The 25,075-nt window shown below is 60.4% G+C and carries 19 protein-coding genes; 9 read left to right on the plus strand and 10 right to left on the minus strand.

All coding sequences use genetic code 11. From position 1 onward, the window contains the following. The 5 genes from accD to BN1118_RS12945 all read right to left on the minus strand — a co-directional run bounded on the left by accD (window position 1) and on the right by BN1118_RS12945 (window position 6,763). The gene (gene accD / locus BN1118_RS12925) at window positions 1-864 is read right to left on the minus strand and encodes an acetyl-CoA carboxylase, carboxyltransferase subunit beta (protein WP_042866098.1); all 864 of its coding nucleotides are present in this window, start codon (window positions 862-864) and stop codon (window positions 1-3) included. Window positions 865-983: 119 nt separating this feature from the next. After that, the gene (truA, locus tag BN1118_RS12930) at window positions 984-1,793 is read right to left on the minus strand and encodes a tRNA pseudouridine(38-40) synthase TruA (RefSeq protein ID WP_043556488.1); all 810 of its coding nucleotides are present in this window, start codon (window positions 1,791-1,793) and stop codon (window positions 984-986) included. 166 nt (window positions 1,794-1,959) lie between these two features. Beyond that, window positions 1,960-4,128: a FimV/HubP family polar landmark protein gene (locus tag BN1118_RS12935; RefSeq protein ID WP_043556489.1), complete on the minus strand. Its 2,169-nt coding sequence runs from the start codon at window positions 4,126-4,128 to the stop codon at window positions 1,960-1,962. Between the two features lie 278 nt (window positions 4,129-4,406). Continuing rightward, entirely contained in the window at window positions 4,407-5,423 is a 1,017-nt protein-coding gene (locus BN1118_RS12940; protein WP_042866095.1) for an aspartate-semialdehyde dehydrogenase, read from the minus strand. 206 nt (window positions 5,424-5,629) lie between these two features. After that, window positions 5,630-6,763, minus strand: a complete 1,134-nt coding sequence (locus tag BN1118_RS12945) for a 4-phosphoerythronate dehydrogenase (RefSeq protein ID WP_043139360.1) — start codon at window positions 6,761-6,763, stop codon at window positions 5,630-5,632. A gap of 510 nt (window positions 6,764-7,273) precedes the next feature. Here BN1118_RS12945 and BN1118_RS12950 point away from each other — a divergent pair. Then, complete coding sequence (locus tag BN1118_RS12950; RefSeq protein WP_043556490.1) at window positions 7,274-7,996, plus strand: phosphatase PAP2 family protein; 723 nt, start codon at window positions 7,274-7,276, stop codon at window positions 7,994-7,996. 84 nt (window positions 7,997-8,080) lie between these two features. Here BN1118_RS12950 and BN1118_RS12955 read toward each other — a convergent pair whose 3' ends face one another. Beyond that, window positions 8,081-8,911, minus strand: a complete 831-nt coding sequence (locus BN1118_RS12955) for a MetQ/NlpA family ABC transporter substrate-binding protein (protein WP_043556491.1) — start codon at window positions 8,909-8,911, stop codon at window positions 8,081-8,083. 440 nt (window positions 8,912-9,351) lie between these two features. Here BN1118_RS12955 and BN1118_RS12960 point away from each other — a divergent pair, with 440 nt between their 5' ends. The 6 genes from BN1118_RS12960 (at window position 9,352) to BN1118_RS12985 (ending at window position 16,985) form a co-directional block, all read left to right on the plus strand. Next, window positions 9,352-10,086, plus strand: a complete 735-nt coding sequence (locus BN1118_RS12960; protein WP_043556492.1) for an NYN domain-containing protein — start codon at window positions 9,352-9,354, stop codon at window positions 10,084-10,086. A 337-nt stretch (window positions 10,087-10,423) separates the two neighbouring features. Further along, window positions 10,424-10,792: a hypothetical protein gene (locus tag BN1118_RS12965; RefSeq protein ID WP_043556494.1), complete on the plus strand. Its 369-nt coding sequence runs from the start codon at window positions 10,424-10,426 to the stop codon at window positions 10,790-10,792. A 19-nt stretch (window positions 10,793-10,811) separates the two neighbouring features. Beyond that, on the plus strand, window positions 10,812-11,351 hold the full coding sequence (locus BN1118_RS12970) for a hydrolase (protein ID WP_043556495.1): 540 nt from the start codon (window positions 10,812-10,814) through the stop codon (window positions 11,349-11,351). A gap of 433 nt (window positions 11,352-11,784) precedes the next feature. Then, window positions 11,785-13,662 (plus strand): serine protease Asp, encoded by a 1,878-nt coding sequence (asp, locus tag BN1118_RS12975; protein WP_043556497.1) that lies wholly within the window; start codon window positions 11,785-11,787, stop codon window positions 13,660-13,662. Between the two features lie 18 nt (window positions 13,663-13,680). After that, a complete protein-coding gene (locus tag BN1118_RS12980) occupies window positions 13,681-14,142 on the plus strand; it encodes a serine protease chaperone (RefSeq protein WP_043556498.1) in 462 nt (153 codons plus the stop codon). A 455-nt stretch (window positions 14,143-14,597) separates the two neighbouring features. Next, complete coding sequence (locus BN1118_RS12985; protein WP_043556499.1) at window positions 14,598-16,985, plus strand: beta-glucosidase; 2,388 nt, start codon at window positions 14,598-14,600, stop codon at window positions 16,983-16,985. Window positions 16,986-17,087: 102 nt separating this feature from the next. Here BN1118_RS12985 and BN1118_RS12990 read toward each other — a convergent pair whose 3' ends face one another. Then, the gene (locus BN1118_RS12990; protein ID WP_043556500.1) at window positions 17,088-18,065 is read right to left on the minus strand and encodes an AraC family transcriptional regulator; all 978 of its coding nucleotides are present in this window, start codon (window positions 18,063-18,065) and stop codon (window positions 17,088-17,090) included. A 347-nt stretch (window positions 18,066-18,412) separates the two neighbouring features. After that, the gene (gene ppsA, locus BN1118_RS12995; protein WP_043556501.1) at window positions 18,413-20,791 is read right to left on the minus strand and encodes a phosphoenolpyruvate synthase; all 2,379 of its coding nucleotides are present in this window, start codon (window positions 20,789-20,791) and stop codon (window positions 18,413-18,415) included. A gap of 320 nt (window positions 20,792-21,111) precedes the next feature. On the opposite strand from ppsA, the gene ppsR reads away from it, so the two are divergent. Beyond that, window positions 21,112-21,924 (plus strand): posphoenolpyruvate synthetase regulatory kinase/phosphorylase PpsR, encoded by an 813-nt coding sequence (ppsR, locus tag BN1118_RS13000; protein ID WP_080741146.1) that lies wholly within the window; start codon window positions 21,112-21,114, stop codon window positions 21,922-21,924. A gap of 111 nt (window positions 21,925-22,035) precedes the next feature. On the opposite strand, the gene BN1118_RS13005 is transcribed toward ppsR, so the two are convergent. Then, window positions 22,036-22,329, minus strand: coding sequence for a hypothetical protein (locus tag BN1118_RS13005; protein WP_043139329.1), 294 nt, complete (start codon window positions 22,327-22,329; stop codon window positions 22,036-22,038). 361 nt (window positions 22,330-22,690) lie between these two features. Between BN1118_RS13005 and BN1118_RS13010 the strand changes: the two genes are divergently transcribed. Beyond that, window positions 22,691-24,067: an amino acid permease gene (locus BN1118_RS13010; RefSeq protein ID WP_042866081.1), complete on the plus strand. Its 1,377-nt coding sequence runs from the start codon at window positions 22,691-22,693 to the stop codon at window positions 24,065-24,067. Between the two features lie 270 nt (window positions 24,068-24,337). Here the strand turns inward: BN1118_RS13010 and BN1118_RS13015 are convergent, their stop codons facing one another. Next, window positions 24,338-25,045: an SIMPL domain-containing protein gene (locus tag BN1118_RS13015; RefSeq protein ID WP_043556502.1), complete on the minus strand. Its 708-nt coding sequence runs from the start codon at window positions 25,043-25,045 to the stop codon at window positions 24,338-24,340. Window positions 25,046-25,075: the final 30 nt, after the last annotated feature.

Consider the following 25,075-nt stretch of genomic DNA (forward strand, 5'->3'; position numbering starts at 1 on the left):
TCACTCTTCGATGACGTGAGTATTCAGCATTTTGGCGAGCAGGCTGGCCAGACGGTTGCGCATCTCGCGGCGATCTATGATGAGATCGATGGCGCCCTTCTCCAGCAGGAACTCGGAGCGCTGGAAGCCTTCCGGCAGTTTCTCGCGCACCGTCTGCTCGATGACGCGCGGGCCGGCAAAGCCGATCAGCGCCTTGGGCTCGCCCACGTTGATGTCACCCAGCATGGCCAGACTGGCAGAGACGCCCCCCATGGTGGGGTCGGTCAGCACAGAGATATAGGGCAGACCCGCCTTGGTAAGCCGGTCCAGCGCCGCACTGGTCTTGGCCATCTGCATCAGGGAGAAGAGCGCTTCCTGCATGCGGGCACCGCCGGAGGCGGAGAAGCAGACCAGACCGCGACCTTCCTTGATGCTCTCCTCGACGGCACGCACGAAACGGGCACCGACCACGGAGGACATGGAGCCACCGATGAAGGAGAACTCGAATGAACAGGCGACGACCGGCACCCCCTTGAGGGTCCCCTTCATCACCACCAGCGCATCTTTTTCTCCCGTCTCTTTCTGAGCGGCAGACAAACGATCCTTGTAGCGCTTGGAATCCTTGAATTTCAAGACATCCTGCGGCTCCAGCTCGGCACCGATCTCGGTGCGGCCCTGCTCATCGAGAAAACTCTCGAGACGGGCACGAGCGCTGATGCGCATATGATGATCACACTTGGGGCACACTTCGAGATTGCGCTCCAACTCTGCCCGGTAGAGCACCTGTTCACAAGCACTGCACTTGGTCCACACCCCTTCCGGAATGTTGTGACGACGAGGTGTAGTGATCTTGCTCTTGGGAAGGATCTTCTCAAGCCAGCTCATGGAATTCCTTAATGCTTTTGTGCCTGACAAAACGCATCGAGCCTAGATTGTTCAATGACTTAATAGCTCGATGGCAATAAATGACGGATCATTAAACCACAAATTTTCGGGGCCAGTTACTAAAAACTGGTCGTACCCGGTGCCGAGTCCGGCAGCCAGAGCGGGCCGAGCGGCAACTGCGGCAGGGCGAATTCAGCCGGGTAATCCACGTCCACCAGATAGAGGCCACCGGCCTTGGCGGTGGGCCCGGCCAGGTTGCGATCCCTGGCGGCCAGCACCTCGGCAATCCACTCCACAGGTTTGAGTCCCTGCCCCACCAGCAGCAGGGAGCCGGTGATGTTGCGCACCATGTGGTGCAAGAAGGCGTTGGCGCGAATATCCAGCACTATATAGGGCCCCTGCCGGCTGACGCACAGATGCGTCACATTGCGCCAGGGGGTGTTGGATTGGCAGGCAACCGCGCGGAAGGTGCTGAAGTCGTGCTCCCCCAGCAGGCTCTGGCCCGCCTGGTGCATCAGCTCGGCATCTATGGTCTCGTGGTAGTGGCTGACGCCGCTGCCGAGGATCGCCGGACGGTAGTTGTGGTTGTAGATGACATAACGGTAGCGACGGGCGGTGGCGCTGAAGCGGGCGTGGAAGCTCTCGTCCACCTCCTTGACCCAGCGCACGGCGATGTCCGGCGGCAGGTTGGAATTGAGCCCCAAAGTCCAGGCCCCCTCGGCACGGTTCGCCTCGGTATCGAAGTGGATCACCTGACCTGTGGCATGCACGCCGGCATCGGTGCGACCGGCGCACTGGATGGAGACAGGGTGGTTGGCAATCCGGCTGAGGGCCTTCTCCAGCTCGGCCTGCACGCTGATCACTTCTCGCTGACGCTGCCAGCCGAAATACCGGCTGCCGTCATATTCAATACCTAGGGCAATTCGCATGGATAACACTTGTCTTATGGTGAAAGAAGGGCGGTAAACGAAACGGGGCGGATTATACGCGCTCAGGCTGAAAAGTCCCAAAAACCGCATCCCGCTCGACAAGGGCCCCAATAGAGAAGGGCAGCCTGTGGCTGCCCTTCGTTACCTGATCACATCATGCAAAGGGTTATCCCAGCCGCTTGAGCAACTTCTCGGCCTCGGCGCGCTGGTGATCCGTGCCCTGCTCCGCCGCCTCTTGTAGCAGCTCGCGGGCACTATCCTTGTCATCGATCTCGAGGTAGGCACGGGCCAGATCCAGCTTGGCCCCCACCCCGCCATCGTCGGCATCCACATCAAATCCGGTGGATTCCGGCAGCACCTCGGGGAAACCATCCAGCCCCACGTCCAGCGAGAAGCCCTGATAAGGCTCCTGCTCAGTGGTGCTGGCATCGGCCTCGGCCAGCAGCTTGTCGATCTCGACGTAGCCGCTCTCCTGCGCCTGTTCCCGTGGCTTCACGTCGCCCTGATGGGATTCCACCTCGGCGAAGGCATCCTCAAAATCGGAGAGCGCCAGCTCGTTGGGATCCCACTCCAGATCCGGCTCGGCCGCCTTGCCCTTGGCCGGCGCCAACCCCAGTTCCGCCAGCATCTCGTCGGCGCTGGTATCGGCGGCGCTCTGCTGCGCACTCTCCTTGCCAGCGGCAGGCTCGGCAAAGGCGCTTTCGAAGTCGCTCAGGTCAAAGGAGGCCAGCTCCTCGTCGCTGACCACGGGCTCGGCATCCGGCTGGCCGTCATCGTCGGCATCCAGATCCAGATCGGCGGTGAGATCGGCGTCCAGCTCGGCAAACAGCGCGGCCTGCAGCTCCTCTTCACTCATGACCTCATGACCGCCCTTGGGCGGGTTGAACTCGCTGGCGAGATCGAGATCCGGCCCGGCATCGAGCTCGATGGACTCGTCATGGGCGAGATCCAGCTCGGGCACCAGATCCGGGTCACGGATGGCAGCCTTGGCGGCCGGCGCAGGTTCCGGCTCGAAACTGGCCAGATCCATCTCGCCATCGTCGCTGAACACCAGATCGGCCGGCGCCTCTGGCTCGGCCACCGCCATATAACCATCAGGCGTGTTGAGATCCGGTCTCGGCCGCATCGGCTCCTCGTCCGCGATGCCGACCGTCATCAGCTCGTCAAATTCGCCGCTCTCCTGATCCATGACCATGGCGGTGGATTCGGACAGGCTCTTCTCCTGCTCTTCCAGCTCACGGCGGGCACGGGAACGCAGCCAGAGCGTGACCAGCGCCAGCACCAGCAGCACGGGCAGCAGTATGATCATCGCAAGGTTGAGCGGCGAGGCGAGCAGGTCCATCAGCCAGTTCTGCTTGGGCTCGGGAGCCGCCGCCACCGGTGGTACCGGCTTGGCTTTCAGCTCGGCAATCTCTTTTTGCAGCGCAGTCTGATCCAGCAGTTGGGCCTTGAGGGTCTCCACCTCTTCGGTCAGGGATTGCAGACGCAGTTTGAGCCTGTGGTTCATCTCTGTGACCTGGCCGAGCTGGGCATTGGCATCTTCCAGCGCCAGCGCCATCTCGGTGGAGGGCTTGCCGACCGGTTTGCCCACATCGGCCGGCAGCGGAGCCGGCGCGCTCGCACTGGCGGCGCTGGTTGCTGCTGCCTGGCTTGGCACGGGTTCGGCCACCTTGGCAATCTCTTTGACCTCGGTGGCCGGTTGCGGCGTGGTCACCTTGGGCACGGGTGCCGGAATGGGGGCGGCCTTGGGCGCAGTCACCTTGGCAGGCACGGCGGCAACCTTGGTCTCCGCCGGCTTGGCAGGCTGGGCATGTTTGTTGGCCAGGTATTTCGGGCTCAGCCCTTTCCAGCTGGCGTTGTCGCTGTTGAAACGCTGACGAGCCTGCGCATCCGTGATGACGCTGGCCTCGGCGGCGCTTGGCAGCTGAATGCGGGATCCCACCAGTATGTGGTTGATGTTGCCATCGGCAAAGCTGCGGGGATTCTTCTCGTAGATCGCCACCATGGTCTGGTAGACGCTCACCTTGTTGGAGGGGCGGTGCTTGCTCGCCAGGCTCCAGAGGGTGTCGGTGGGACGGATCGGGCCATAACTGCCGGCATTGCTGGTGGCAACCTGCCGCACTATGGGCTGGGCCCTGGCCGGGCTGGGTTGGGACGTGGCGCGGGGAGCGGCGACGGGTTGCGCCAGCGGCTGGGAATTGACGGCAGGCGGAGCCGGTTCGTCCGGGCCCTTGAGCTCAACAAAAAAAGGCTCCCGCGCCGAGTCTTCAGCCTGAGCGGTGCCCAGCAGACCCAATGCGAGTAGCGTTGCCAATGTTATGCGGGAATGTCCCATATTCGTTCCTTCGTATGACGGCCCTATCGCATTGAAAAATCTGGATAGTTACCCCAAAACAGTCGGTTCAATATAAATCAGGCTCAGGTTGCAAGCCAGCAGTCCGACACATTTAGCACCCAACTTGTTTCTGAGTGTAGGAAAAAACTTAATCAGTTGATATCGCGAAAAATTCTCGGGGCCATAGAGTGCGGCCCCGGTCACATCCACACCGCATGCGGGTGGCAGGTTTCACGCCCGATGGGGCTCCTTCCCCATCGGGCCAGCCGATCCGCGGATCAGAGGTAATCGCGCACCAGCAGCTCGGCAATCTGCACGCTGTTGGTCGCGGCACCCTTACGAACGTTATCGGCCACGATCCACATATTGATACCACTCGGGTGAGAAATATCCTGACGGACCCGACCGACCAGTACCTCATCCTTGCCGGTGGCGTCGCGCACCGGGGTCGGATAGTCAGCTTCGTCATCGAACAGGGTGACGCCCGGGGCATTGCGCAGCAGCTCCTTGACCTGATCCGCATCCAGCGGCTGGTGCAGCTCGACGTGGACCGCCTCGGCGTGACCGTAGAACACGGGCACCCGCACGCAGGTGGGGTTCACGGCTATGCTGGCATCTCCCAGGATCTTCTGGGTTTCCCACACCATCTTCATCTCTTCCCGGGTGTAACCGTTGTCGGTGAAGCTGTCGATCTGCGGAATGAGGTTGAAGGCGATCTGCTGCGGGTAGAGGGTCGGCTCCACCGGACGGCCGTTGAGCAACTGCGCGGTCTGGCCGGCCAGCTCGCTCACCCCCTCCTTGCCGGAACCGGAGACGGACTGATAGGTCGCCACGTTGATGCGGGCTATGCCCACCTCGTCGTGCAGCGGCTTGAGCGCCACCAGCATCTGGATGGTGGAGCAGTTCGGGTTGGCGATGATGTTGCGGTTGCGAAAATCGGCCAGCGCGTCCGGGTTCACTTCCGGGATCACCAGCGGGATGTCGGCGTCATAACGGAAGCAGGAGGTGTTGTCGATGACGATGCAGCCATGCTCGGCGGCGATGGGCGCCCACTTGGCAGAGACCTCGGCCCCGGCGGAGAAGAGCGCTATCTGCACCTGGCTCCAGTCAAACTCTTCCACATCCTTGATCTCGAGGTTCTTGCCACCAAAGCGCACCGTATCACCCGCGCTGCGGCTGGAGGCCAGCGGATAGAGAGTGCCGACCGGGAAGGCGCGCTCCTCCAGAATTTCGATCATGGCCTGACCCACGGCGCCGCTGGCGCCCAATACCGCTACGTTGAATTGCTGACTCACTGATGTTCTCTCCTGTGGAATTACCCATGGATGGCGCCGGTTAACCGCCGCTATCCATGGTGTCGCTGACGCACGCTGGCATCACAGTTGGCAGGCTGACCTGCCCGATAGGGGATTTGGCATCATGCCAAACCGGACAAGGGCGGAACCGGGTGTGACACAGGATCCGCCCATTTTCTGGTGTTGAATTCGGGATTGAGCCCGGCTCACCCGGCCTGAATGCCAAAGCCGAGCCGGGCCAGGGTATCGCCGGCGAAAGGGCCACAGACATGCAAGGAGGATAGCTCGCGCCGCTCCGGGTAGTGTTTGCGCTGTTCATCGAAACTGCCGGGCAGCTCAATCCGGTTGCGAAAACGGGCATCGTCGCGACGCACGTCATAAATAAGGTGCACCAGCTGCTTGATCAACGCCTGATCCGCCGGTTGACCCGGTGTCAGTGCACGCACCTCGGGGGCTGGCAGCAAGGATTGCAGATCCTGGCGCGCCGGGCGGCCCAGCTGCTGGCACAGCGCCTGATAGAGCATCCAAGTGCCGCGCGCCTTGCCCTCCAGGCTGTAGCCTGCGATGTGAGGGGTCGCTATCTCGGTATGGGGCACCAGGGCACGCAGTGGCTCTGGCTCCCCTTCCCACACATCCATCACCAGCCGCAACGGTGCATCGCTCTGCTGGCGAGCGAGCAGGGCCTGGTTGTCCCACACCTCGCCACGGGAGGCGTTGACGAGGATCTGCCCGGCTGGTCGCGCGGCGATCACCCGCTCATCCAGCAGGTGGAAAGTGGCATCCGGCCCCTCGCGGGTGATGGGCACGTGGAAGCTGACGATGTCGGCGCCAAGGGCGCTCTGGTAGTCGACAAACGCCCCCGCCTCTCCCGCCTGCGCGGCGGCCCGGGCGCGCGGCGGATCGCAGCGCAGCACCCGCATGCCGAGGGCCTCGGCATTGCCCGCCACGCATTCCCCCGTGTTGCCGGCGCCTATGACGGCGAGACTCATCTCGCTCAAATTCAGCTCATGACGCTCGGCCAGCACCAGCAAGGCACTCAGCACATAGTCACCGACCGAATACTTGTTGCAGCCGGGCGCACTGAAGAAGGGAATGCCCCGCTCGGCCAGCAGCGCCTTGTCTACGTGATCCGTGCCTATGGTGGCGGTGCCGACAAACCCGAGCCGCGGGCTGGTGGCAAGCAGTTCGGCATCGACCCGGGTCACGGAGCGCACCAGCAGCACATCGGCATCTTGCAGATCCGCCGCCTGCATCTGTCGTCCTGGCAGGGGGATCACCTCGCCAAATTCGGCAAACAACTCGAGGGCGTGGGGCATATTTTCATCAACGACGATCTTCATCGGGCTCTCTCACTTCGCAACCGGCCACAGGCGCGCCATTCTAGCCCAAACCAACCGAATTTTCAGATGCTTATTCGCCCATCTCCTTTCACCACACTCGCTCCGCCCGGCCGGCCCAAAGCGGTCAGATGCCCGGATGCGGGTTCGCCCATGCCCCTTCACCAGAGTCGATTCACCCGGCCTGCCCAAAGCGGCCAGATGCCCAGATGCAGGTTCACCCCAGCCCTTTCACCACAATCGCTCCGCCCGGCCTGCCCAAAGCGGCCAGATGCCCAGACGCTGGTGCGCCCATGCCCCTTCACCAGAGTCGATTCACCAGGCCGGCCCAAACCGCCAAGATGTTCGGATGCTGACGCCCCATGCCCATATCGCCATCTCGGCCCGGGCCACACTCATTTGTAACCCCATGTTACAGTCCGGCCGGTGCGACTTGACCGACAAGCCGAGGCTGGCACAATGGCGCCTCTTTTTTATCAGCCCCTGTTACACGCACCCGTTACGAGCCCTGTTATGCCGACTCATGCCTCTTCGTTGCCGCGCCGCCAGGTGCTTGGTTTCAGCGCAGCCCTGATCCTGCCGCTGCTGCTGCTGACCTGCCTCCCCTGGCAGCCCTTTATGAGCAACGCTCTGCAATCGGGCTGGCTGTGGTGGCCCTACGCCCTCACCCGCATGGTGGATCTGCCCGGCCTCGCCGTCAGCATCGCCGCCCTCTTGCTGCTGACCCGACACAAGCTGACGCTGAGCCTGCCCGCCACGCTGGCCCTCGGTGGCGCCCTGTTTGCCGTGCTGGCGGGAGACTGGGCCATCAAGAGCCTGGTCAAACACCTGACCCAGGAACCGCGCCCCTATCTGATCTGGCTGGAGAGCCAGAACCTGATCCCCGCCATCCAGCAGTTCTACGCCAGCAAGGTGGAAGTACGCAGCGAGCAGGTGCATGCGGCCAGCCTCTTGCTGGCCCTGCCCGAGTGGCTCGGCAACCACTGGCAGGCGGAGGTGAACTACGCCTTCCCCTCTGGCCACAGCATCGCCGCCATGAGCCTGGCCCAGTTCTTCGGCCTGATCTGGCTGGCCCGCGCCCCCGCCGGGGTCTGGCTGCTGCCGCTGTGGGCGCTGGGCATAGGCCTGTCACGCATGCTGATCGGCATGCACTGGCCGCTGGACGTCCTGGCGAGCGCCCTGCTCGGCAGCCTGACCGCACTCGTTGCCGCCCGCTGGTGGCTGCGCCGCTACTGACGCCTGTGACGACGCCAACAAAAACGGGCACCTTCTGGTGCCCGTTCTTGTTGATGCGATAGTGTCACATACCGATGGCCATGCTCAGTTGCTGGCGCTCTGCCCCTGCCAGCCCTCGGGATACTTGTAACCCACGAAGCGCTTGGCGGCATAGGCCTTGAATTCGGGAGAGTTGTAGGCCGCCGCCACGTCCTTGGCAAACGGCTGCCCGGCATCGGCGCTTTTCACCACCACCCAGTTGATGAAGTTGTAGCTGCGCTCGAGGATCAGGCCCTCGCTGAACGCAATGCCACTGGAGGCGGCGAAGTTGCCGTTGATGACGGAGAAGTCCACATCTTCCCGCGAACGCGGCAGTTGCGCAGCTTCCAGCTGGATCAACTTGATATTGTGCGGATTTTTCGCCACATCAAACTCGCTCGCCTTGAGCGGATTGATCCCCTCCTTGAGGGTGAGCCAGCCCAGATCCTGCAGCATCAGCAGAGCCCGCGCCTGATTGGTCGGATCGTTGGGAATGGCGACCGTGCTCCCTTCTTTCAGAGCCTTCAGCTCGCCCAGCTTGCCGGCGTAGAGCCCCATGGGACCGGTCGGCACCTGGGTGATGGGAGCCAGCGACAGGCCCCTGTCTTTTGAGAAACTCTCCAGATAGGGTTTGTGCTGGAAGCAGTTCACGTCGAGCGAGCCATCGGCCAGCGCGATATTGGGGGTCACGTAGTCGGTGAATTCCACCAGTTTGACCTTGTAGCCCTTGGCCTCCAGCTGCGGCTTGATGGAGTCGGTCACCATGTCGGCAAAGTCCCCGACTGTCGTGCCAATCACTATCTCTTTCTTGGCCGGATCGGCGGCAAGAACGGAAAACGGCAGGCTGCTGGCCAGCAGTGCCAGCGCGGAGAGGGTGAAGAAGGAACGACGCTGCATAAGAAACTCCTTGTCAACATGATCAAAACGGTGGCCTATGATGGCGCTTGCCACCATGGATATATTTGCCACAACCATCTAGCCATCCAAACGGCTAATTAATGCCACCATAACAGAGCCTCTTCCCGTCGCCAAGCAACAAAACAGGGCAAGCTTAACCAAGCGGCAGCTAAGCCCGGCTTTCAACCCGGTTGGGCTATCGTGCAGAAAATCTTTGATAAACCACACAGTTATTGCTTTTGCCCCCTCCCCGAACCGGCCGCAACTGGCTTATTGTGGCCAATTGTCACCACCTCGTTGCAGGCCCTGATTGCTGGCGGGCTAGCGCCTTGGCGGATAATCTCTCTTTTGGCAAGACGGGTACGTCGCCACGCCTTTAAAAATAGTATCTACATTCAGAGAATCGGTGTAGCAGGTGACGTTAAATGACAGGAGGTCATTTGAAGGACAAAGAAAAAATTGCTGTATTTATCGATGCAGACAATGCACCGGCCAGCAAGATTGACAGGGTATTGTCCGAGCTGGCTCGTTATGGCGTAGTCAATATCCGCAAAGCTTATGGTAACTGGAAGAATCCGACCCTCAAATCATGGGAGGAAATGTTGCATGAATTTGCCATCCAACCGGTGCAGCAATTTGACTTGGCTAAAGGAAAAAATGCGACCGACATGGCGTTGGTGATTGATGTGATGGATGTGCTCTATACCAAGGATGTAGACGTCATCTGTCTCGTCTCTTCAGACTGTGACTTTACCCCTCTTGTTACTCGCTGCCTCGCAGACGGTAAATTTGTGATCGGATTTGGCGAACGTAAGGCCTCAATGCCATTCGTCAATAGCTGCTCTCGCTTTCTTTATCTTGATACTGAACCTAATGATATAAAAGAAGAACTTCCGATAGCAAAGCAGATCAAGAATATTAAAAGTGATACTCGCCTCATTAATTTGCTACGTCAAGCCATCGATGCGGTTGAGGAGGGAGGTGGTTGGGCAATGCTGGGAGCAATAGGAAATCATATATCAAACCATGCTTCTTTTGATCAACGGAACTACGGCTTTCAAAAGCTCAGTGATCTATTCATGGCAATCGACCTGTTCGAGATGAAGAAGACTGACAACTCAGTCTTATGGGTTAGAGATAAGAAACGGGCATCCCAGCTGAACAAACAGAAATGAAATATAAAATCAGCCCCATAAACAAGAGAAACCATCAACATAGTACATACGTATATCATAAATATATTGTTGCTCGGTCTGGTCAACAGGAAAGCGCCGACAAAATTACCTATCCAGACTACTCATGTATTTTCCATAATGATATTTCCATCACTATATTTACAATTTGAATTACTTTATTTTTGACCGGCGCTGGCATTGCGGGTAGGTTTATGGGCCTTATCGACAGGGTGCCGTAACTCATATTTTATACGTCACCATGTCAATGGCGAACGGCATGGAAGGCACGCCAGATCACGAGCAGGGAGCAAGACCACAGCCTATTCAAGGAGTATTCATGAGCCCCAAACAACAGCTGATCGCCAAAGGCATCTTTATCGCTTCGACGCTTTTTTCTTTGGCCATGATAGCGTTTGTTGCATGGTCCGTCGTCACGGTCAGCCCGCTGCACCCGGCCGGATCAGCCCCGTCACAGGGGGTCAGCATCGGCCTCGCACTGGCCATTGGGCTGTTTGTCATGGCATTCAACTATGTGGCCTATCGCGGGCTCACCGAGCCGGTGAAGGGCTTCAAAGTTGTCTTCTGGTGCTTTATCGCGCTGCATCTGTTCGCCTTGCCGATCGGTACCGCCATCGCGCTGACCCTCATCTATCTGTGGAACCAGTCGCGTACATCTGTCATGCGTCCACTGGGCGCCACCCACTGATCTGACCCAGGGAGCCATCATGCTGACCACCACGAACACCGGCCTGCTGGTCGTCGATATTCAGGGCAAGCTGGCACGGCTCGTCGAGGGGAACCCTGCCCTGATTGCCAACAGCGCACGGCTGGTACAAGGGGCCCAGGCACTGGGCTTGCCGGTTGTCTGGCTGGAACAAAATCCGGACAAGCTGGGGCCGACTGTACCCGAGCTGCAGCCACTGCAAAGCGGCGCCCCCGTGCTGACCAAGTTCAGCTTCGGCGCGCTGGGGGAGCCAGCAGTGGCCGCTGCGCTGGCCCGGACGGGCAGGCGTCACTGGCTGGTGTGCGGCATTGAGGCCCATATCTGCGTTTACCAGACGGTGCTGGGACTGCTCGACAGCGGCGCCGATGTCTCCCTGGTGGTGGATGCGGTGTCGTCCCGCAGTGCCGCCAACCGCGACTTGGCCATCGCTCAGCTGGCCGCCCGTGGCGCGCGGCTCACCTCGGTGGAGATGTGCCTCTACGAGCTGCTGGGGGATTGTCGTCATCCGGCGTTTCGCCCGATCCTGGCCTTGATCAAATAACGGCTGGCCACTCGCGGCCAGCCCCTCACATAAACACGGCGCCACTGGCGCCGTTTTCATTGCCGCCTGGGTGCAAGACCCGCCTCCCGGCAGGGCTGGCTTGCCAGCCACATAGCGCCAGTGTGGGGATGAGCCACATCCGATCAGGGCCGGCCCAAAGCGGCTGCCTCGGCACAGCCGCATCCAGTGTTAATGATGCATTAATAACATGCTGATCTATAAAGACAAAAATCAATAGCCAGCAAGTGAGAAAAGTTCTCAATACAACATATAAAAGGATTCACTGGAACCCCCATATGGTTGAAAACCGGTTTGTGATGGGATTTTTTTGAGCCTTATCCCAGATCAGGAATGAGCGCTTTTTGGCTCTGTTTTTCCCGTGTATAGATGCCAGTCGCACCCAGGACGGTGCGATATAAGATGGAGTTTATTAATGAGAAAAACATCGTTGGCGTTGGCAATCTCGGCCCTGCTCTCGGCCCTGCCTATCGCCTCAGTTCAGGCTAATGAGAGTTGCACCCCGCTCACCGGCAAAGAGGCCGGACTCGATACCGGTCGCAGCAGCGCAATCCGTTGTCTGCCCGGCATCAATCCCCTGCAGGACCAGCAGTGGCACCTGCTCAACAGCGGCCAGAATGCCTTCAGCCCCCGCGGTGGCGTGGCGGGCAATGACCTCAACCTCTGGTGGGCACACCGCACCGAGGTATTGGGTCAGGGCATCAACGTGGCCGTGGTGGACGATGGCATGGCCATAGCGCACCCGGATCTGGCCGACAATGTGCGCCCCGGTTCCAAAAACGTGGTGACCGGCGGCAGCGATCCTACCCCGACCGATCCGGACAGTGCCCACGGCACTTCGGTATCCGGCATCATAGCCGCGGTGGACAACACCATAGGCACCCTGGGGGTAGCTCCCCGCGCCCAGTTGCAAGGCTTCAACCTGCTCGATGACAACAGCCAGCAGTTGCAAAAAGATTGGCTCTACGCCCTTGGCGGCAACGCCGTCACCGCGGACAACCGGGTCTTCAACCAGAGCTATGGCATGAGCCTGGTCGATCCTGAAGGGGCCAACGGGCTGGATCAGGTACAGCTCGATCGCCTGTTCGAACAGCGGACCCAGCAGGCGCAGGGGGCGGCCTATATCAAGGCGGCGGGCAACGGCTTCAACCGGATTGCATCCGGCGACTATGTGCTCAACCGCACCGGCAACCTGCCCAAGCTGCCGTTCGAGAACAGCAACATAGATCCCTCCAACAGCAACTTCTGGAACCTGGTGGTGAGCGCCATCAACGCAGACGGGGTACGTTCTTCCTACTCCAGCGTCGGCAGCAACGTCTTCCTGAGCGCCCCCGGCGGGGAATACGGCACGGATGCGCCCGCCATGGTGACCACGGATCTGCCCGGCTGCGACATGGGTTACAACCGGGTGGACGATCCCAGCACCAACCGGCTGCACAACAACCCGCAACTGGATGCCAGCTGCGACTACAACGGCGTGATGAACGGCACCTCCTCGGCGACTCCAAACACCACAGGCGCCATGGCGCTGCTGATGTCCGCCTATCCGGACTTGTCGGTGCGGGATCTGCGCGACCTGCTGGCCCGCAACGCCACCCGGCTCGACGCCAATCAGGGGCCCGTGCAGATAAGTTACACGGCCGCCAACGGTCAGCGCCGCCAGGTGACGGGTCTGGAGGGGTGGGAGCGCAACGCGGCCGGCCTCTGGTACAGCCCGACCTATGGTTTCGGCCTGGTGGATGTGAACAAGACCCTGGCCAGCGCCGCCAGCCATGATCCGCTGCCGCCACTGGTGCAGTTGCCCTGGCAGAAGGTGACGGTCCGGGATCGCGCCGTCGGTGCCATCCCGGACGTGGGCAGCAGCCCGACCCGCTCCAGCACGCAGGTCGATCAGCCATTGACGGTCGAGGCCGTGCAGGTGATGGTGAGCCTGGATCACCAGCGGCTGCCCGATCTGCTGATCGAACTGGTCTCGCCATCCGGCACCCGCAGCGTGCTGCTCAACCCCAACAACAGCCTGGTGGGACAATCCCTCGACCGGCAGCAGCTGGGCTATGTGCGCACCAAGGGGCTGCGTGACATGCGCATGCTCTCCCACAAGTTCTACGGCGAACCGGCCCAGGGCGAGTGGCGCCTGGAGGTGACCGACGTGGCCAATGGCAGCCGCCAGGTCTCGCTGCTCGATCGCAGAACCAACACCCGCAGTACCCTGACCGAGCGCAACAACAGCCAGCCGGGTCAACTGCTCGACTGGTCCCTGCGGGTACTCGGTCACGACGCAGCCCGTTCCTGATCACAGAGGAGTCATAACATGAAACACAGCTTACTCAGCCTTGCCCTGGCAAGCCTGCTGGCCTCGGTCTGCGTGCACGCAACGGCCGACGAATCGGTGGTGATCGATGGCAAGCAGTACAACACCGTAGAGGTGAATGGCAAGACCTACCTGACGCCGGATAACGGCAGCAAGAAACGGATCGCCCGCAGCCTGGATGGCAAGGTGCCACAACAGACCCTGCGCAGCGGCGACGTCCTGCTGCAAGGGGTCGCCAGCCCCGAGCTGACCGTCAGCGGCACCCTGCTGGTGGAGGCCGATGACAATCAGGCCAAGGCGCTGGCGGGCCGCCACGGCCTGCAGTTCAAGCAGAGCAGCGGTGGCATCGCCCTGCTGCAGGCCAAGCCAGGCACGGATCTGAACGCCATCGCCACCCAGCTCAAGCAGCAAGGGGTCCGGGTGCAGATCGAACTGGCCGGTGCACTGAAACAGCCAAAGTGAGCAAGCCCTTGCGCTGACAAGCGCGAGGTATCTTGTACACGCAGAGGGGGCCGCTGGCCCCCTCTCTTCTGCCCGAGTGTCTGCGCCCCGCACCTCAGGGCAAATCGCAACCCAAGCCGAACCACCCTGTTGCCGCCATCCGCAATGGTGGGCCATCCAGCCTCCCCTTTCCCCTCCCTGCCGCGCAGCCTGTGATGCGACCCCTGTCACAACTTGGCACCCTTGCTCCCAACTGCACATTTCTCGCTCCGCCAAGGCAAGGCGCAGCCAGCCCGACTTGCTAACCTGCCTGCGGCTCTGGCCATGGTTGCCCCCTTGCACATGCACCCTGGCCCACCCTGAGCCGTCATCGATATCCATGGGAACCCGCCATCAGAGCGGCCGCCCGGCCCGATCACTTGCCGGTGTCGATATCGCACTTGCCTTTTTATTCAGACAGTTACGAGGACGTCTTCATGCCTATCACGACAAAAATGAAAGCGGTTTCACTCTGTGTCAGCCTGGCGCTGGCCGGGCTGCTGGTTGGCTGCAACCAGAACGATTCGGATCCCCTGGTCAAGGACGATGCCTATTACCGCGGCCAGGCCGAAGCCATGGTGGCCAAGCTCACCCTGGACGAGAAGCTGAGCCTGCTCTCCGGCCCAGGGTATGGCAGCGCCAACGGCGCCATCAACGTCAAGCAGGATGTCGCCGGGGTAGCGGGCTACATCAACGGGGTGGCACGCAGTGCCGACGGCATCGACATTCCGGCCCTGAAACTGGCCGATGGCCCGGCGGGCCTGCGGATCAGCGCCAACCGCGACGGCGACGGCGACAGCGCCACCTATTACGCCACCGCCTGGCCCATCGGCTCCCTGCTCGCCTCCAGCTGGGACGTCAACCTGGTCAAGTCCGTCGGGGAAGCCATGGGGGACGAGGTGCGCCAGTACGGGGTCGACATCCTGCTGGCCCCCGGCATGAACATTCAGCGCAACCCGCTCAATGGCCGCAACTTCGAGTACTACTCGGAAGACCCGCTGCTCACCGGCAAGATAGGCGCCGCCATGGTCAACGGGGTGGAGAGCAACGGGGTCGGCACCACCATCAAGCACTACTTTGGCAACAACTCAGAGACCAACCGCAACCAGATCAACGACATAGGTGAACCGAGAACCTTCCGTGAAATCTATCTGCGCGGCTTCCAGATCGCGGTGGACGAGGCCCAGCCCTGGGCCGTGATGACCTCCTACAACAAGGTCAACGGCACCTATGTGAATGAACGCAAGGACGCCGTAACCGATGTACTGCGCGGTGAGTGGCAATTCGACGGCCTGGTGATGTCCGACTGGTTTGCCGGCGATGTGGCCAACAACGCCTACAAGCAGGTGCTGGCGGGGCAGGATTTGATTGAACCTGGCAACGTCAAGGAGCAGTTGCAGCAATCCATCGAGCAGGGGGATCTCGACGAGGCCAAGGTGACCGAGGCCGCCATTCATATCCTGACCCAGGCGATGAAGAGCCCCTCCTACAACCAGCTGGCCGTCAGCAACAGCCCGGATCTGGCCGCCCACGCCAGACTGGCTCGCCAGGCCGGGGCCGAAAGCATGGTGCTGCTGCGCAACGAAGCCAGCGCCCTGCCCATAGCCGCGACCAGCAAGGTAGCCAGCTTTGGCATCAACCAGATCAACACCTACAAGGGGGGGACCGGCAGCGGGGATGTGAACGCCGCCAGCACCACCACCATAGCCCAGGGGCTGGCCAGCCGTTTCCCGGTCAACGGGGCGCTGCAGGCTTACTACGGCGATTTTTATGAAGCCAACAAGGTCTATCACGAGGGGCAATTCGGTGCCAAGGGCTACTACACCTGCGACGAGGCCGCCATCAGCCCGGCCCTCGCCAGCCTGATCACCACGGCCGCCAGCGAGCAGGAGGTTGCCGTCATCAGCCTGGGTCGTCAGGCCGGTGAGGGAGCGGATCGCACCGAGAGCAAGGGCGACTACCTGCTCGGCGACGACGAAATCGCCCTCATAGATGCGGTGAGCAGCGCCTTCCACGCCCAGGGCAAGAAGGTGGTGGTGGTGCTCAACGTCAACGGCGTCATCGACACAGCCCAGTGGAGCCACAAGGTGGACGCCATACTGCTGGCCTACATGGCGGGTCAGGAAACCGGCCATGCGGTCGCGGATGTGCTGTCAGGGGCAGTCAACCCCAGTGGCAAGCTGGCCCAGAGCTTCCCGCTCAGCTATGCCAGCGTGCCCTCCGCCGGCACCTTCCCGGGTGAGGATACCGACGGTGACGGCGAGCCGGACGATCTCTACTACAACGAGGGGATCTATGTGGGCTACCGCTACTACAGCACCTTCGACAAGGCGGTTTCCTACCCGTTCGGCTTTGGTCTCTCCTACACCAGCTTCGGCTACACCAGCCCCGCCATCGCCAACAATACCCTGGCCAAGGGCGCGGCCGGCAGTCTGGTGCTGACGGCCACCATCACCAACACGGGCGCCGTGGCAGGCAAGGAGGCGGCCCAGGTCTATGTCAGCGCCCCCGAGGTCAAACTGCAAAAACCGACCATAGAGCTCAAGGCCTTTGCCAAGACCAAACAGCTGGCACCGGGCGCCAGCGAGCTGCTGAGCTTCACCATTCCGGCCAGCATACTCGCCAGCTTCGATGAGGCCAGCAACCAGTGGATAGTGGAACCTGGCAGCTACAGCGCCTACATCAGCCCCTCTTCCGATGTCTCCGCCACCACGCCGGTCACCTTCACCGTGAGCAAGGAGATAGTGGTGAGCAGCACGACCCCGGGCGCCCTGGCCCTGCCCAGCGGCGTGGATGCAGCCACAGTCACCACTGTGACAAAATAAGCGAGCCCAGATAAGAAATGAAGGTGATGGGGGGCGCACCAGGGTGCGCCCCCCTTGTTGCCTTCAGCCTTGACGGGGTCAGGCGCAGGCCGGGTCCCGTTATTATTGGCGGGTATTGCGATAGGCCAGCGGGGTCATATTGGTATTGGCCTTGAAGAAACGATTGAAGGCACTCTGGGAGGAAAAACCCACCAGATCGCTGATATTTTGCAGCGGTTGCTCTCCCTCTCCCAATAAACGGCAGGCCTCCATCATCTTGACCCGTTTCAAGATGGCAGAGAAGCTGCTGCCCTCCCCCTGCAATTTTCGGTTCAGGGTCCAGCGGCTGATATTCATGGCCGAACAGACATCCTTGAGTAAATGGTCATCGCTCTCCATGACACCGCCGCGGATTTTATGGCGGATCATGTCCGCTACCAGATTGGCAAAAGGCACCCGCTCATCGATATCGCTGCAAATATGCGCGAGCTGGCTTGTCTGCAGGCGGCAAAGCGGCCCGTTGTAGCTATCGGCGCGGTTATCCAGCAGGGCATTGTCTATGGTCAGGGTGTTGCCCGGCTGATCCCAGCGGCAGTGGGTACCAAAGAAGTGATCCAGCTGGCGGTGATGGGTCAGCGGCTTGCCGACGAACCCCACTGAGACGCCAAGACCGGGGGCATAGACCCGCAGGATCCGGTAGAGAATGACGAAATTGGGGATGGCCTGACTCGCGCCCAGGGCGGCAGGCCCTTGATTGATATACTCATATTGGCTAAACAGCGCCCCTCTTCGCACCACAAAATCGTCACAGTTGCCGATGACGGTGCGATAGGCCAGCAGGGCTTCGATGGCGGCGCGAGGGGACGGCTGGTTCAGGCAGAGGCTGATGAGCGCCGGATAGTGCTGGTAGAGCTCGGCGATGTCGTAAGACAGTATGCCCTCGTGAAAGCCGCTCAGATGCCGCTGCATCAGGCTCAGCATGCGGTAATGGCTATGGGCCAGGATCCGGCCATGCTCACGGTGAATATCGAATGGCGTCAGACCGGCAGCCATCAGGATGGCATCCGTATCTCCCCCTTGCTGCTGACAGGCCGTCAGCATTCTTCTGATCACTTGATTTGATACGCTCTGTGACATCTGCCTACCCTGGCCCTATTAATAACAAACAACGTATTTATTGATAAATAGAACGCGAGCGGAACCTGTTTATCCCGCCTTGCTCGACATGACGTGAATATAGTGATACGCCCACTTCGTCGGCAGGCTTATTATGGGGTGGTGATGAAGTGAACAGATGTAACGGAGTGTAAAACCAAGATCTGGCGCGCCTATTTTGAGCAGGAATAAAAATATCCCGGACAAATAACGCCATCGGGTTTATTGCGCGATAAAAGTGGCGCCCTCATGGGGCGCCACTTTTATTATTCGCAGGCAGGAACCGACGAGGATCAGCCAGCCTTGTGCTGCTCGGCCAGATAGAGCCAGGTATCGACTACGGTATCCGGGTTGAGGGACACAGAGTCTATGCCCTGCTCGACCAGCCAGGCGGCGAAGTCCGGGTGATCGGATGGCCCCTGGCCACAGATGCCGACATACTTGCCCGCCTTGCGCGCGGCCTGGATAGCCATCGACAGCAGCGCCTTGACCGCCTCGTTGCGCTCGTCGAACAGGTGGGCTATGAGGCCCGAGTCCCGGTCCAGTCCGAGCGCGAGCTGGGTCATGTCATTGGAGCCGATGGAGAAGCCATCCACATGCTGCAGGAACTGATCCGCCAGCAGGGCGTTGGAGGGGATCTCGCACATCATGATCACCTTGAGCCCCCGCTCGCCACGGCGCAGCCCGTTCTCGGCCAGGATGTCGATCACCTGCTCCACTTCGCCCACGGTGCGCACGAAGGGGATCATCACCTCGACGTTGGTCAACCCCATGACGTCACGCACCCGCTTGATGGCCTCGCATTCGAGAGCAAAGCAGGGACGGAAGCTGTCGGCTATGTAGCGGGATGCGCCACGGAACCCGATCATGGGGTTCTCTTCGTGAGGCTCGTAGCCACGGCCGCCCACCAGGTTGGCGTACTCGTTGGACTTGAAGTCCGACATCCGCACTATCACCCGCTCCGGCCAGAAGGCCGCGCCCAGGGTGGCGATCCCTTCAGTCAGCTTGGCCACGTAGAACTCACGGGGGCTGTCGTAACCCGCGATCATCTTGCGGATGGTGGCCTGCAGTTCAGGGTTCTGCTGGTCGAACTCCAGCAGGGCCTTGGGGTGCACGCCAATCATGCGGTTGATGATGAATTCGAGCCGCGCCAGACCCACACCGGCATTGGGCAACTGGGCAAAATCAAACGCCCGGTCCGGATTGCCGACATTCATCATGATCTTGATGGGCAGGCGCGGCATGTTGCCCACTTCGGTCACAGCCACATCGAAATCGAGTTCACCGTCATAGATGAAGCCGGTATCCCCTTCCGCGCAGGAGACGGTAATGAGCTGACCCGGGGCAATATGATCGGTGGCGTTGCCGCAACCCACCACCGCCGGAATACCCAGCTCGCGGGCTATGATGGCGGCGTGACAGGTGCGCCCGCCACGGTTGGTGACGATGGCGGAGGCCCGCTTCATGATGGGCTCCCAGTCCGGATCCGTCATGTCGGTGACCAGCACATCGCCGGGTTGTACCTCGTCCATCTGGCTGATGGAGGAGATGACCCGCGCCGGGCCCGCGCCAATCTTGTGGCCGATGGCACGCCCCTCGATCAGCACCTTGCCCGCCTGTTTGAGGGCAAAACGTTCGAGCGTGTTGGCCTCCTGGCGGCTGCGCACCGTCTCGGGACGGGCCTGCACTATGTAGAGCTGGCCATCCTGTCCATCCTTGGCCCACTCGATATCCATGGGGCGACCGTAGTGCTGCTCTATGATGAGCGCCTGTTTCGCCAGCGCCATCACCTCCTCATCCGTGATGCAGAAGCGGCTGCGCTCGGTCTCGGTCGTGTCGACTATCTTCACCTGACGGCCGTGACCAGCATCGTCCGAGTAGGTCATCTTGATAAGTTTGGAGCCGAGCGTCTTGCGCACCACGGCAGGACGCCCGCCCCTGAGGGTGGGCTTGTGCACATAAAACTCGTCCGGGTTGACGGCCCCCTGCACCACCATCTCGCCCAGGCCCTGGGCACCCGTGATGAAGACAACGTCGTTGAAACCCGACTCGGTATCCAGGGTGAACATGACACCGGAGGCGGCCAGATCCGAGCGCACCATGCGCTGCACCCCGGCCGAGAGCGCCACGCCCTTGTGGTCATACCCCTGATGCACCCGGTAGGAGATGGCGCGATCGTTGAACAGTGAAGCAAACACATGCTTGACGGCAATCATGACGGCGTCTATGCCGCGTACGTTGAGGAAGGTCTCCTGCTGACCGGCAAAGGAAGCGTCCGGCATATCCTCGGCGGTGGCGGAGGAGCGCACTGCGAAAGAGGCATCCAGACCCGCACTCAGCTTGTCGTAGGCGGCGCAGATCGCCTGCTCCAGTGCAGGCTGAAACGGGGCGTCGATCACCCAGTCACGGATCTGCTGACCGGCCCGGTTGAGGGCGGCTATGTCGTCCACATCCAGGGTATCGAGCAGATCATGGATCTTGCCGTTGAGGCCGCTTAACTCCAGAAACTCATTAAACGCAAAGGCCGTGGTCGCAAAGCCGCCCGGCACGGATACACCGGCACCAGAGAGGTTGCTGATCATCTCGCCAAGGGATGCGTTCTTGCCGCCAACTCGTTCTACATCTTGCATACCGAGTTGTTCGTACCAGAGTACGTACTGTTGCACTTGCATGTCTCCAGGTTGGTGGGCTCGGGTGCCGTGGCACCTTCTGCGCCAAATTAGGTGCGTGAGTTATATGCGTTATTGTCCGTTTCTACTGTTGCCAACGACCATGAAAACGTTTTCTACTTGTTGTCAAAAAAATCCCCGAGCAAGATTTGGGGATGGCCGAATGACACAGACATTCTACAATGCCAACACAAAAAGGTAACGACTCAGGTTTGCAAGCCACTTCACAACTTGGGCACAGCAGATCGGTTGACAAAATCGGTATGGTTTCGAGAGATACTGACTGCTCGCAACCTCGCCAACCCGTACCACAGGAGCGCATCGTGCACACCGTATTCTATGTATCCGACGGCACCGCCATCACGGCCGAGGTGTTCGGCCACGCCGTCTTGAGCCAGTTTCCGCTGGTGTTTGAGCAAGTCACCATCCCCTTCGTGGAGACCCAGGAAAAAGCCAGGCAGGTGCGGGCGCGCATCGACGAGCAATTCCGCCAGACCGGGATACGCCCCATACTGTTTCACACCATAGTCGACCCCCTGGTGCGGGAAGAGGTGCTCAAGGCCCAGGCCAGCAGCCACGACTTTCTCAACACCTTCGTCAGCCCGCTGGAACAGGAACTGGGGGTCAAGGCCGAACCCAGACTGCATCGCACTCACGGCATGGAGAATCGCAAGCTCTATGACGATCGCATCGAGGCGGTGAACTTCGCGCTAGCCAACGACGACGGCATCACCACCAAGGAGTATGAGGAGGCGGACATCATCCTCATCGGGGTCTCCCGCTGCGGCAAGACTCCGACCAGCCTCTATCTGGCGCTGCAATTTGGCATCCGGGCCGCCAACTACCCCTTCATCGAGCAGGACATGGGCACGCTGGACTTGCCGAGCGCTCTCAAGGCCAACCGCCACAAGCTGTTCGGCCTCACCATAGCGCCGCAGCGGTTGCACGAGATCCGCAACCAGCGCCGCGCCAACAGCCGCTATTCATCGCTGGAGCAGTGCGAACAGGAGCTGGCGAGCGTGGAGCGGCTGTTTCGCCAGGAGGCGATCCGCTTCCTCGATACCAGCTCTCATTCGGTGGAGGAGATAAGCGCAAAAATTCTGGAGGCAACCGGCATGCGCCGTCAGCTCTATTGAACCGGACTGAGGTCCGGAGCTGAGCCCGGCATGGTCCCTGGGTAACAGGCAGCAAGAGTGACAGGCAGACATGAAAACCGAGCCAGATGCGGCCGCATCTGGCTCGGTTTTTTATGATTGGCGGGAACGGGGGGTTGTGCTGTTCAACTCCTTGTTGTTCATCAGCATGGCATAGAAGTTGAGCACGCCATGACGCCGGCGTACCCGTTCGGTCAACCAGAGCGATGGCAGCAAACCGACGGCGCCGGCGATCAGCAGCACGGTTCGAAAGTGCATCACCAGATAGTCATCACCCTGCACTGCCCAGACCAGCATGCATCCCGCCGCCATGGTCAGCAACAAGGGAGAGAGCCAGACAGTCAACCAGAGCACGACGGCCAGCAGGCTGCCAATAATACGTTGCATGAATCACATCCTTTTTACGGAGGAGGCTTCATAAAACAGGAATCCACCAAAGAGTCAACCCGACAGCGTTCGATTGCGCATATTGCGCGCAATCACTCCCCTCCAGCGCGTTCGAATCATAAAAAACCTGTCTTGTGCCGAAAAAACCGGCGAATGATGAGGAAAACAGGTGCGTGGACGGCCGATTATCACTATTCTGCTTCCGTTGGTAGCCGCCATAAAAAACAACAAGCGGCCTGCCGTAACGAAATAAATACGGATTTCGTCACGTTTCAAGCACGCTTTGCAGTGCGAGGTCACATGGAGTGACTCGACGGGCGAAATGACAGACGAGTGACATCAGAGACGTAAGGAAGGAAGAATGGATCTTCAACAAGACGGCGAGGAGCTGAAGCGCGGCCTGAAAAACCGCCATATCCAGCTCATCGCATTGGGCGGTGCCATAGGTACCGGCCTGTTTCTCGGTATTGCCCAGACCATCAAGATGGCGGGCCCCTCAGTGCTGCTCGGCTATGCCATCGGCGGCTTTATCGCCTTCCTCATCATGCGCCAGCTGGGCGAGATGGTGGTGGAAGAGCCGGTAGCGGGCTCCTTCAGCCACTTTGCCTACAAATACTGGGGTGACTTCGCCGGTTTCGCCTCCGGCTGGAACTACTGGGTACTCTACGTGCTGGTGAGCATGGCCGAGCTGACGGCGGTCGGCATCTATGTCCAGTACTGGTGGCCCGAGATCCCGACCTGGATGTCGGCGGCCGTCTTCTTCGTGCTGATCAACGCCATCAACCTCTCCAACGTCAAGGCGTTCGGCGAGATGGAGTTCTGGTTTGCCATCATCAAGGTGGTCGCCATCGTCGGCATGATTGGTTTTGGCGGCTACCTGCTCGCCAGCGGCAACGGCGGACCGGATGCCAGCATCACCAACCTGTGGGACCAGGGCGGCTTCTTCCCCAACGGCATCAGCGGTCTGGTGATGGCGATGGCGGTGATCATGTTCTCGTTCGGCGGTCTTGAGCTGGTGGGGATCACGGCCGCAGAGGCGGATGACCCCGAGAAGAGCATTCCCAAGGCCACCAATCAGGTGATCTACCGCATCCTCATTTTCTACATTGGCGCCCTGGCCGTGCTGATGTCCCTCTACCCTTGGGGCAAGGTGGTGGAAGGCGGCAGTCCCTTCGTGATGATATTCCACGCGCTGGACAGCAACCTGGTGGCGACCGTGCTCAACATGGTGGTGTTGACCGCCGCCTTGTCGGTCTACAACAGCTGCGTCTACTGCAACAGCCGCATGCTGTTCGGTCTGGCCAAGCAGGGCAACGGCCCGCGCAGCCTGCTCAAGACCAACAAAAGCGGTGTGCCCGTGGTGGCCATCTCAGTCTCCGCCGCGGCAACCTTGCTGTGCGTGCTGATCAACTACCTGATGCCGGGCAAGGCGTTCGAGCTGCTGATGGCGCTGGTGGTCTCGGCCCTGGTCATCAACTGGGCCATGATAAGCCTCGCGCACCTGAAGTTTCGCAAGAGCAAACAGGCCGAAGGGGTTGAACCCAAGTTCAAGGCATTCTGGTACCCGTTCGGTAACTACCTCTGCCTCGCCTTCATGGCCGGTATCCTGGTCATCATGTACCTGACTCCGGGCATCCAGATCTCGGTGCTGCTCATCCCGGTCTGGATCGTCGTGCTGGCCATCGGCTATCAGCTCAAACAGAAGCGTCGTGCACGGGTTGCCGCCAACCTGGGTTGATCCGCGCCACCTCGTTACGCCATCAGATGCCGGTCACCGACCGGCATCTTTCTATCCGTCATCTGCAACTCGCGGGCGGCCCGGACACTCCGCCACCCATCCTGGCATCATATAGATCGGGATCCTGCCAGCCACATCATCATCCGGTTACCCCGCTCTCGCCTGCACACTCAGTCCCGCTTGCAGTTCCGCTTGCCAGGCAGAAACGACAAGCCCGAGGGGATGAGCCTCGGGCTTGAGATAGATCGACAAGGCCGGATGGCCAACGCCTTATTCCAGCAGGAAGACGGCTTCCACGTTGTCCGTGATGCTGATCTGCTGCTGTTGATAGCTGTTTTCCATCATGTCGGCGGCAGGTGCAGCCATGGCAGCCGCCTTGAGTGCACGACTATAGATGGGCATGGGGGTGTTGTTGCGGTACTCGACGCTGTAAACCTTGCCAAGCTTCATGCCGAACGCCTTGGCCAGGGATTCAGCCTTGGTCTTGGCATCCTCTACCGCACCGACACGCGCCTGCTCCTTGATGATCTGCGGCGACTTGAGGCCGTACTCTATCTGGGACACAGACTCCAAACCCGCCTTGAGGGCGGTATCCATCAGCTCACTCAGCTTGTCGAGCTGGTAGAGTTTGACCGCGAGTTGACGCTGGGCACGGTAGCCCACCAGTTCAGGCTTCTTGTTCTGCGGATACTGATATTCGGGGGAGATCACCAGGTTGCCCGCCTCCACGTCACTGCGCTTTATGCCCAACCCTTCCAGTTGGCCAAAGAAGGCCGCGACCTTGCCATCCACCTGCTGCTTGGCCTTGATGCCCTGCTTTTCCAGTGCAGTCACAGACACATTGAGGGTCAGCATATCGGGTTCGGCCTTCTGCTCGGCATAACCACTCACCACCAGATGCGGGGCTTGTGGTACTTCAAGCGCGAATAACGGGGCACTGACGACCAGAGCGGAAAGGGTAAGAAGGGGACGCCACATAGAAAAAAACCTCAGTCAATTAGAGTGAGG

The organism is Aeromonas bestiarum, assembly GCF_000819745.1.
Lineage (GTDB): Bacteria > Pseudomonadota > Gammaproteobacteria > Enterobacterales > Aeromonadaceae > Aeromonas > Aeromonas bestiarum.

Coding starts and splice junctions, on each gene's coding strand:
- accD (WP_042866098.1), bottom strand. CDS start 864: ATGAGCTGGCTTGAGAAGATCCTTCCCAAGAGCAAGATCACTACACCT.
- truA (WP_043556488.1), bottom strand. CDS start 1,793: ATGCGAATTGCCCTAGGTATTGAATATGACGGCAGCCGGTATTTCGGC.
- BN1118_RS12935 (WP_043556489.1), bottom strand. CDS start 4,128: ATGGGACATTCCCGCATAACATTGGCAACGCTACTCGCATTGGGTCTG.
- BN1118_RS12945 (WP_043139360.1), bottom strand. CDS start 6,763: ATGAAGATCGTCGTTGATGAAAATATGCCCCACGCCCTCGAGTTGTTT.
- BN1118_RS12950 (WP_043556490.1), top strand. CDS start 7,274: ATGCCGACTCATGCCTCTTCGTTGCCGCGCCGCCAGGTGCTTGGTTTC.
- BN1118_RS12955 (WP_043556491.1), bottom strand. CDS start 8,911: ATGCAGCGTCGTTCCTTCTTCACCCTCTCCGCGCTGGCACTGCTGGCC.
- BN1118_RS12965 (WP_043556494.1), top strand. CDS start 10,424: ATGAGCCCCAAACAACAGCTGATCGCCAAAGGCATCTTTATCGCTTCG.
- BN1118_RS12970 (WP_043556495.1), top strand. CDS start 10,812: ATGCTGACCACCACGAACACCGGCCTGCTGGTCGTCGATATTCAGGGC.
- asp (WP_043556497.1), top strand. CDS start 11,785: ATGAGAAAAACATCGTTGGCGTTGGCAATCTCGGCCCTGCTCTCGGCC.
- BN1118_RS12980 (WP_043556498.1), top strand. CDS start 13,681: ATGAAACACAGCTTACTCAGCCTTGCCCTGGCAAGCCTGCTGGCCTCG.
- BN1118_RS12985 (WP_043556499.1), top strand. CDS start 14,598: ATGCCTATCACGACAAAAATGAAAGCGGTTTCACTCTGTGTCAGCCTG.
- BN1118_RS12990 (WP_043556500.1), bottom strand. CDS start 18,065: ATGCTGACGGCCTGTCAGCAGCAAGGGGGAGATACGGATGCCATCCTG.
- ppsA (WP_043556501.1), bottom strand. CDS start 20,791: ATGCAAGTGCAACAGTACGTACTCTGGTACGAACAACTCGGTATGCAA.
- BN1118_RS13005 (WP_043139329.1), bottom strand. CDS start 22,329: ATGCAACGTATTATTGGCAGCCTGCTGGCCGTCGTGCTCTGGTTGACT.
- BN1118_RS13010 (WP_042866081.1), top strand. CDS start 22,691: ATGGATCTTCAACAAGACGGCGAGGAGCTGAAGCGCGGCCTGAAAAAC.
- BN1118_RS13015 (WP_043556502.1), bottom strand. CDS start 25,045: ATGTGGCGTCCCCTTCTTACCCTTTCCGCTCTGGTCGTCAGTGCCCCG.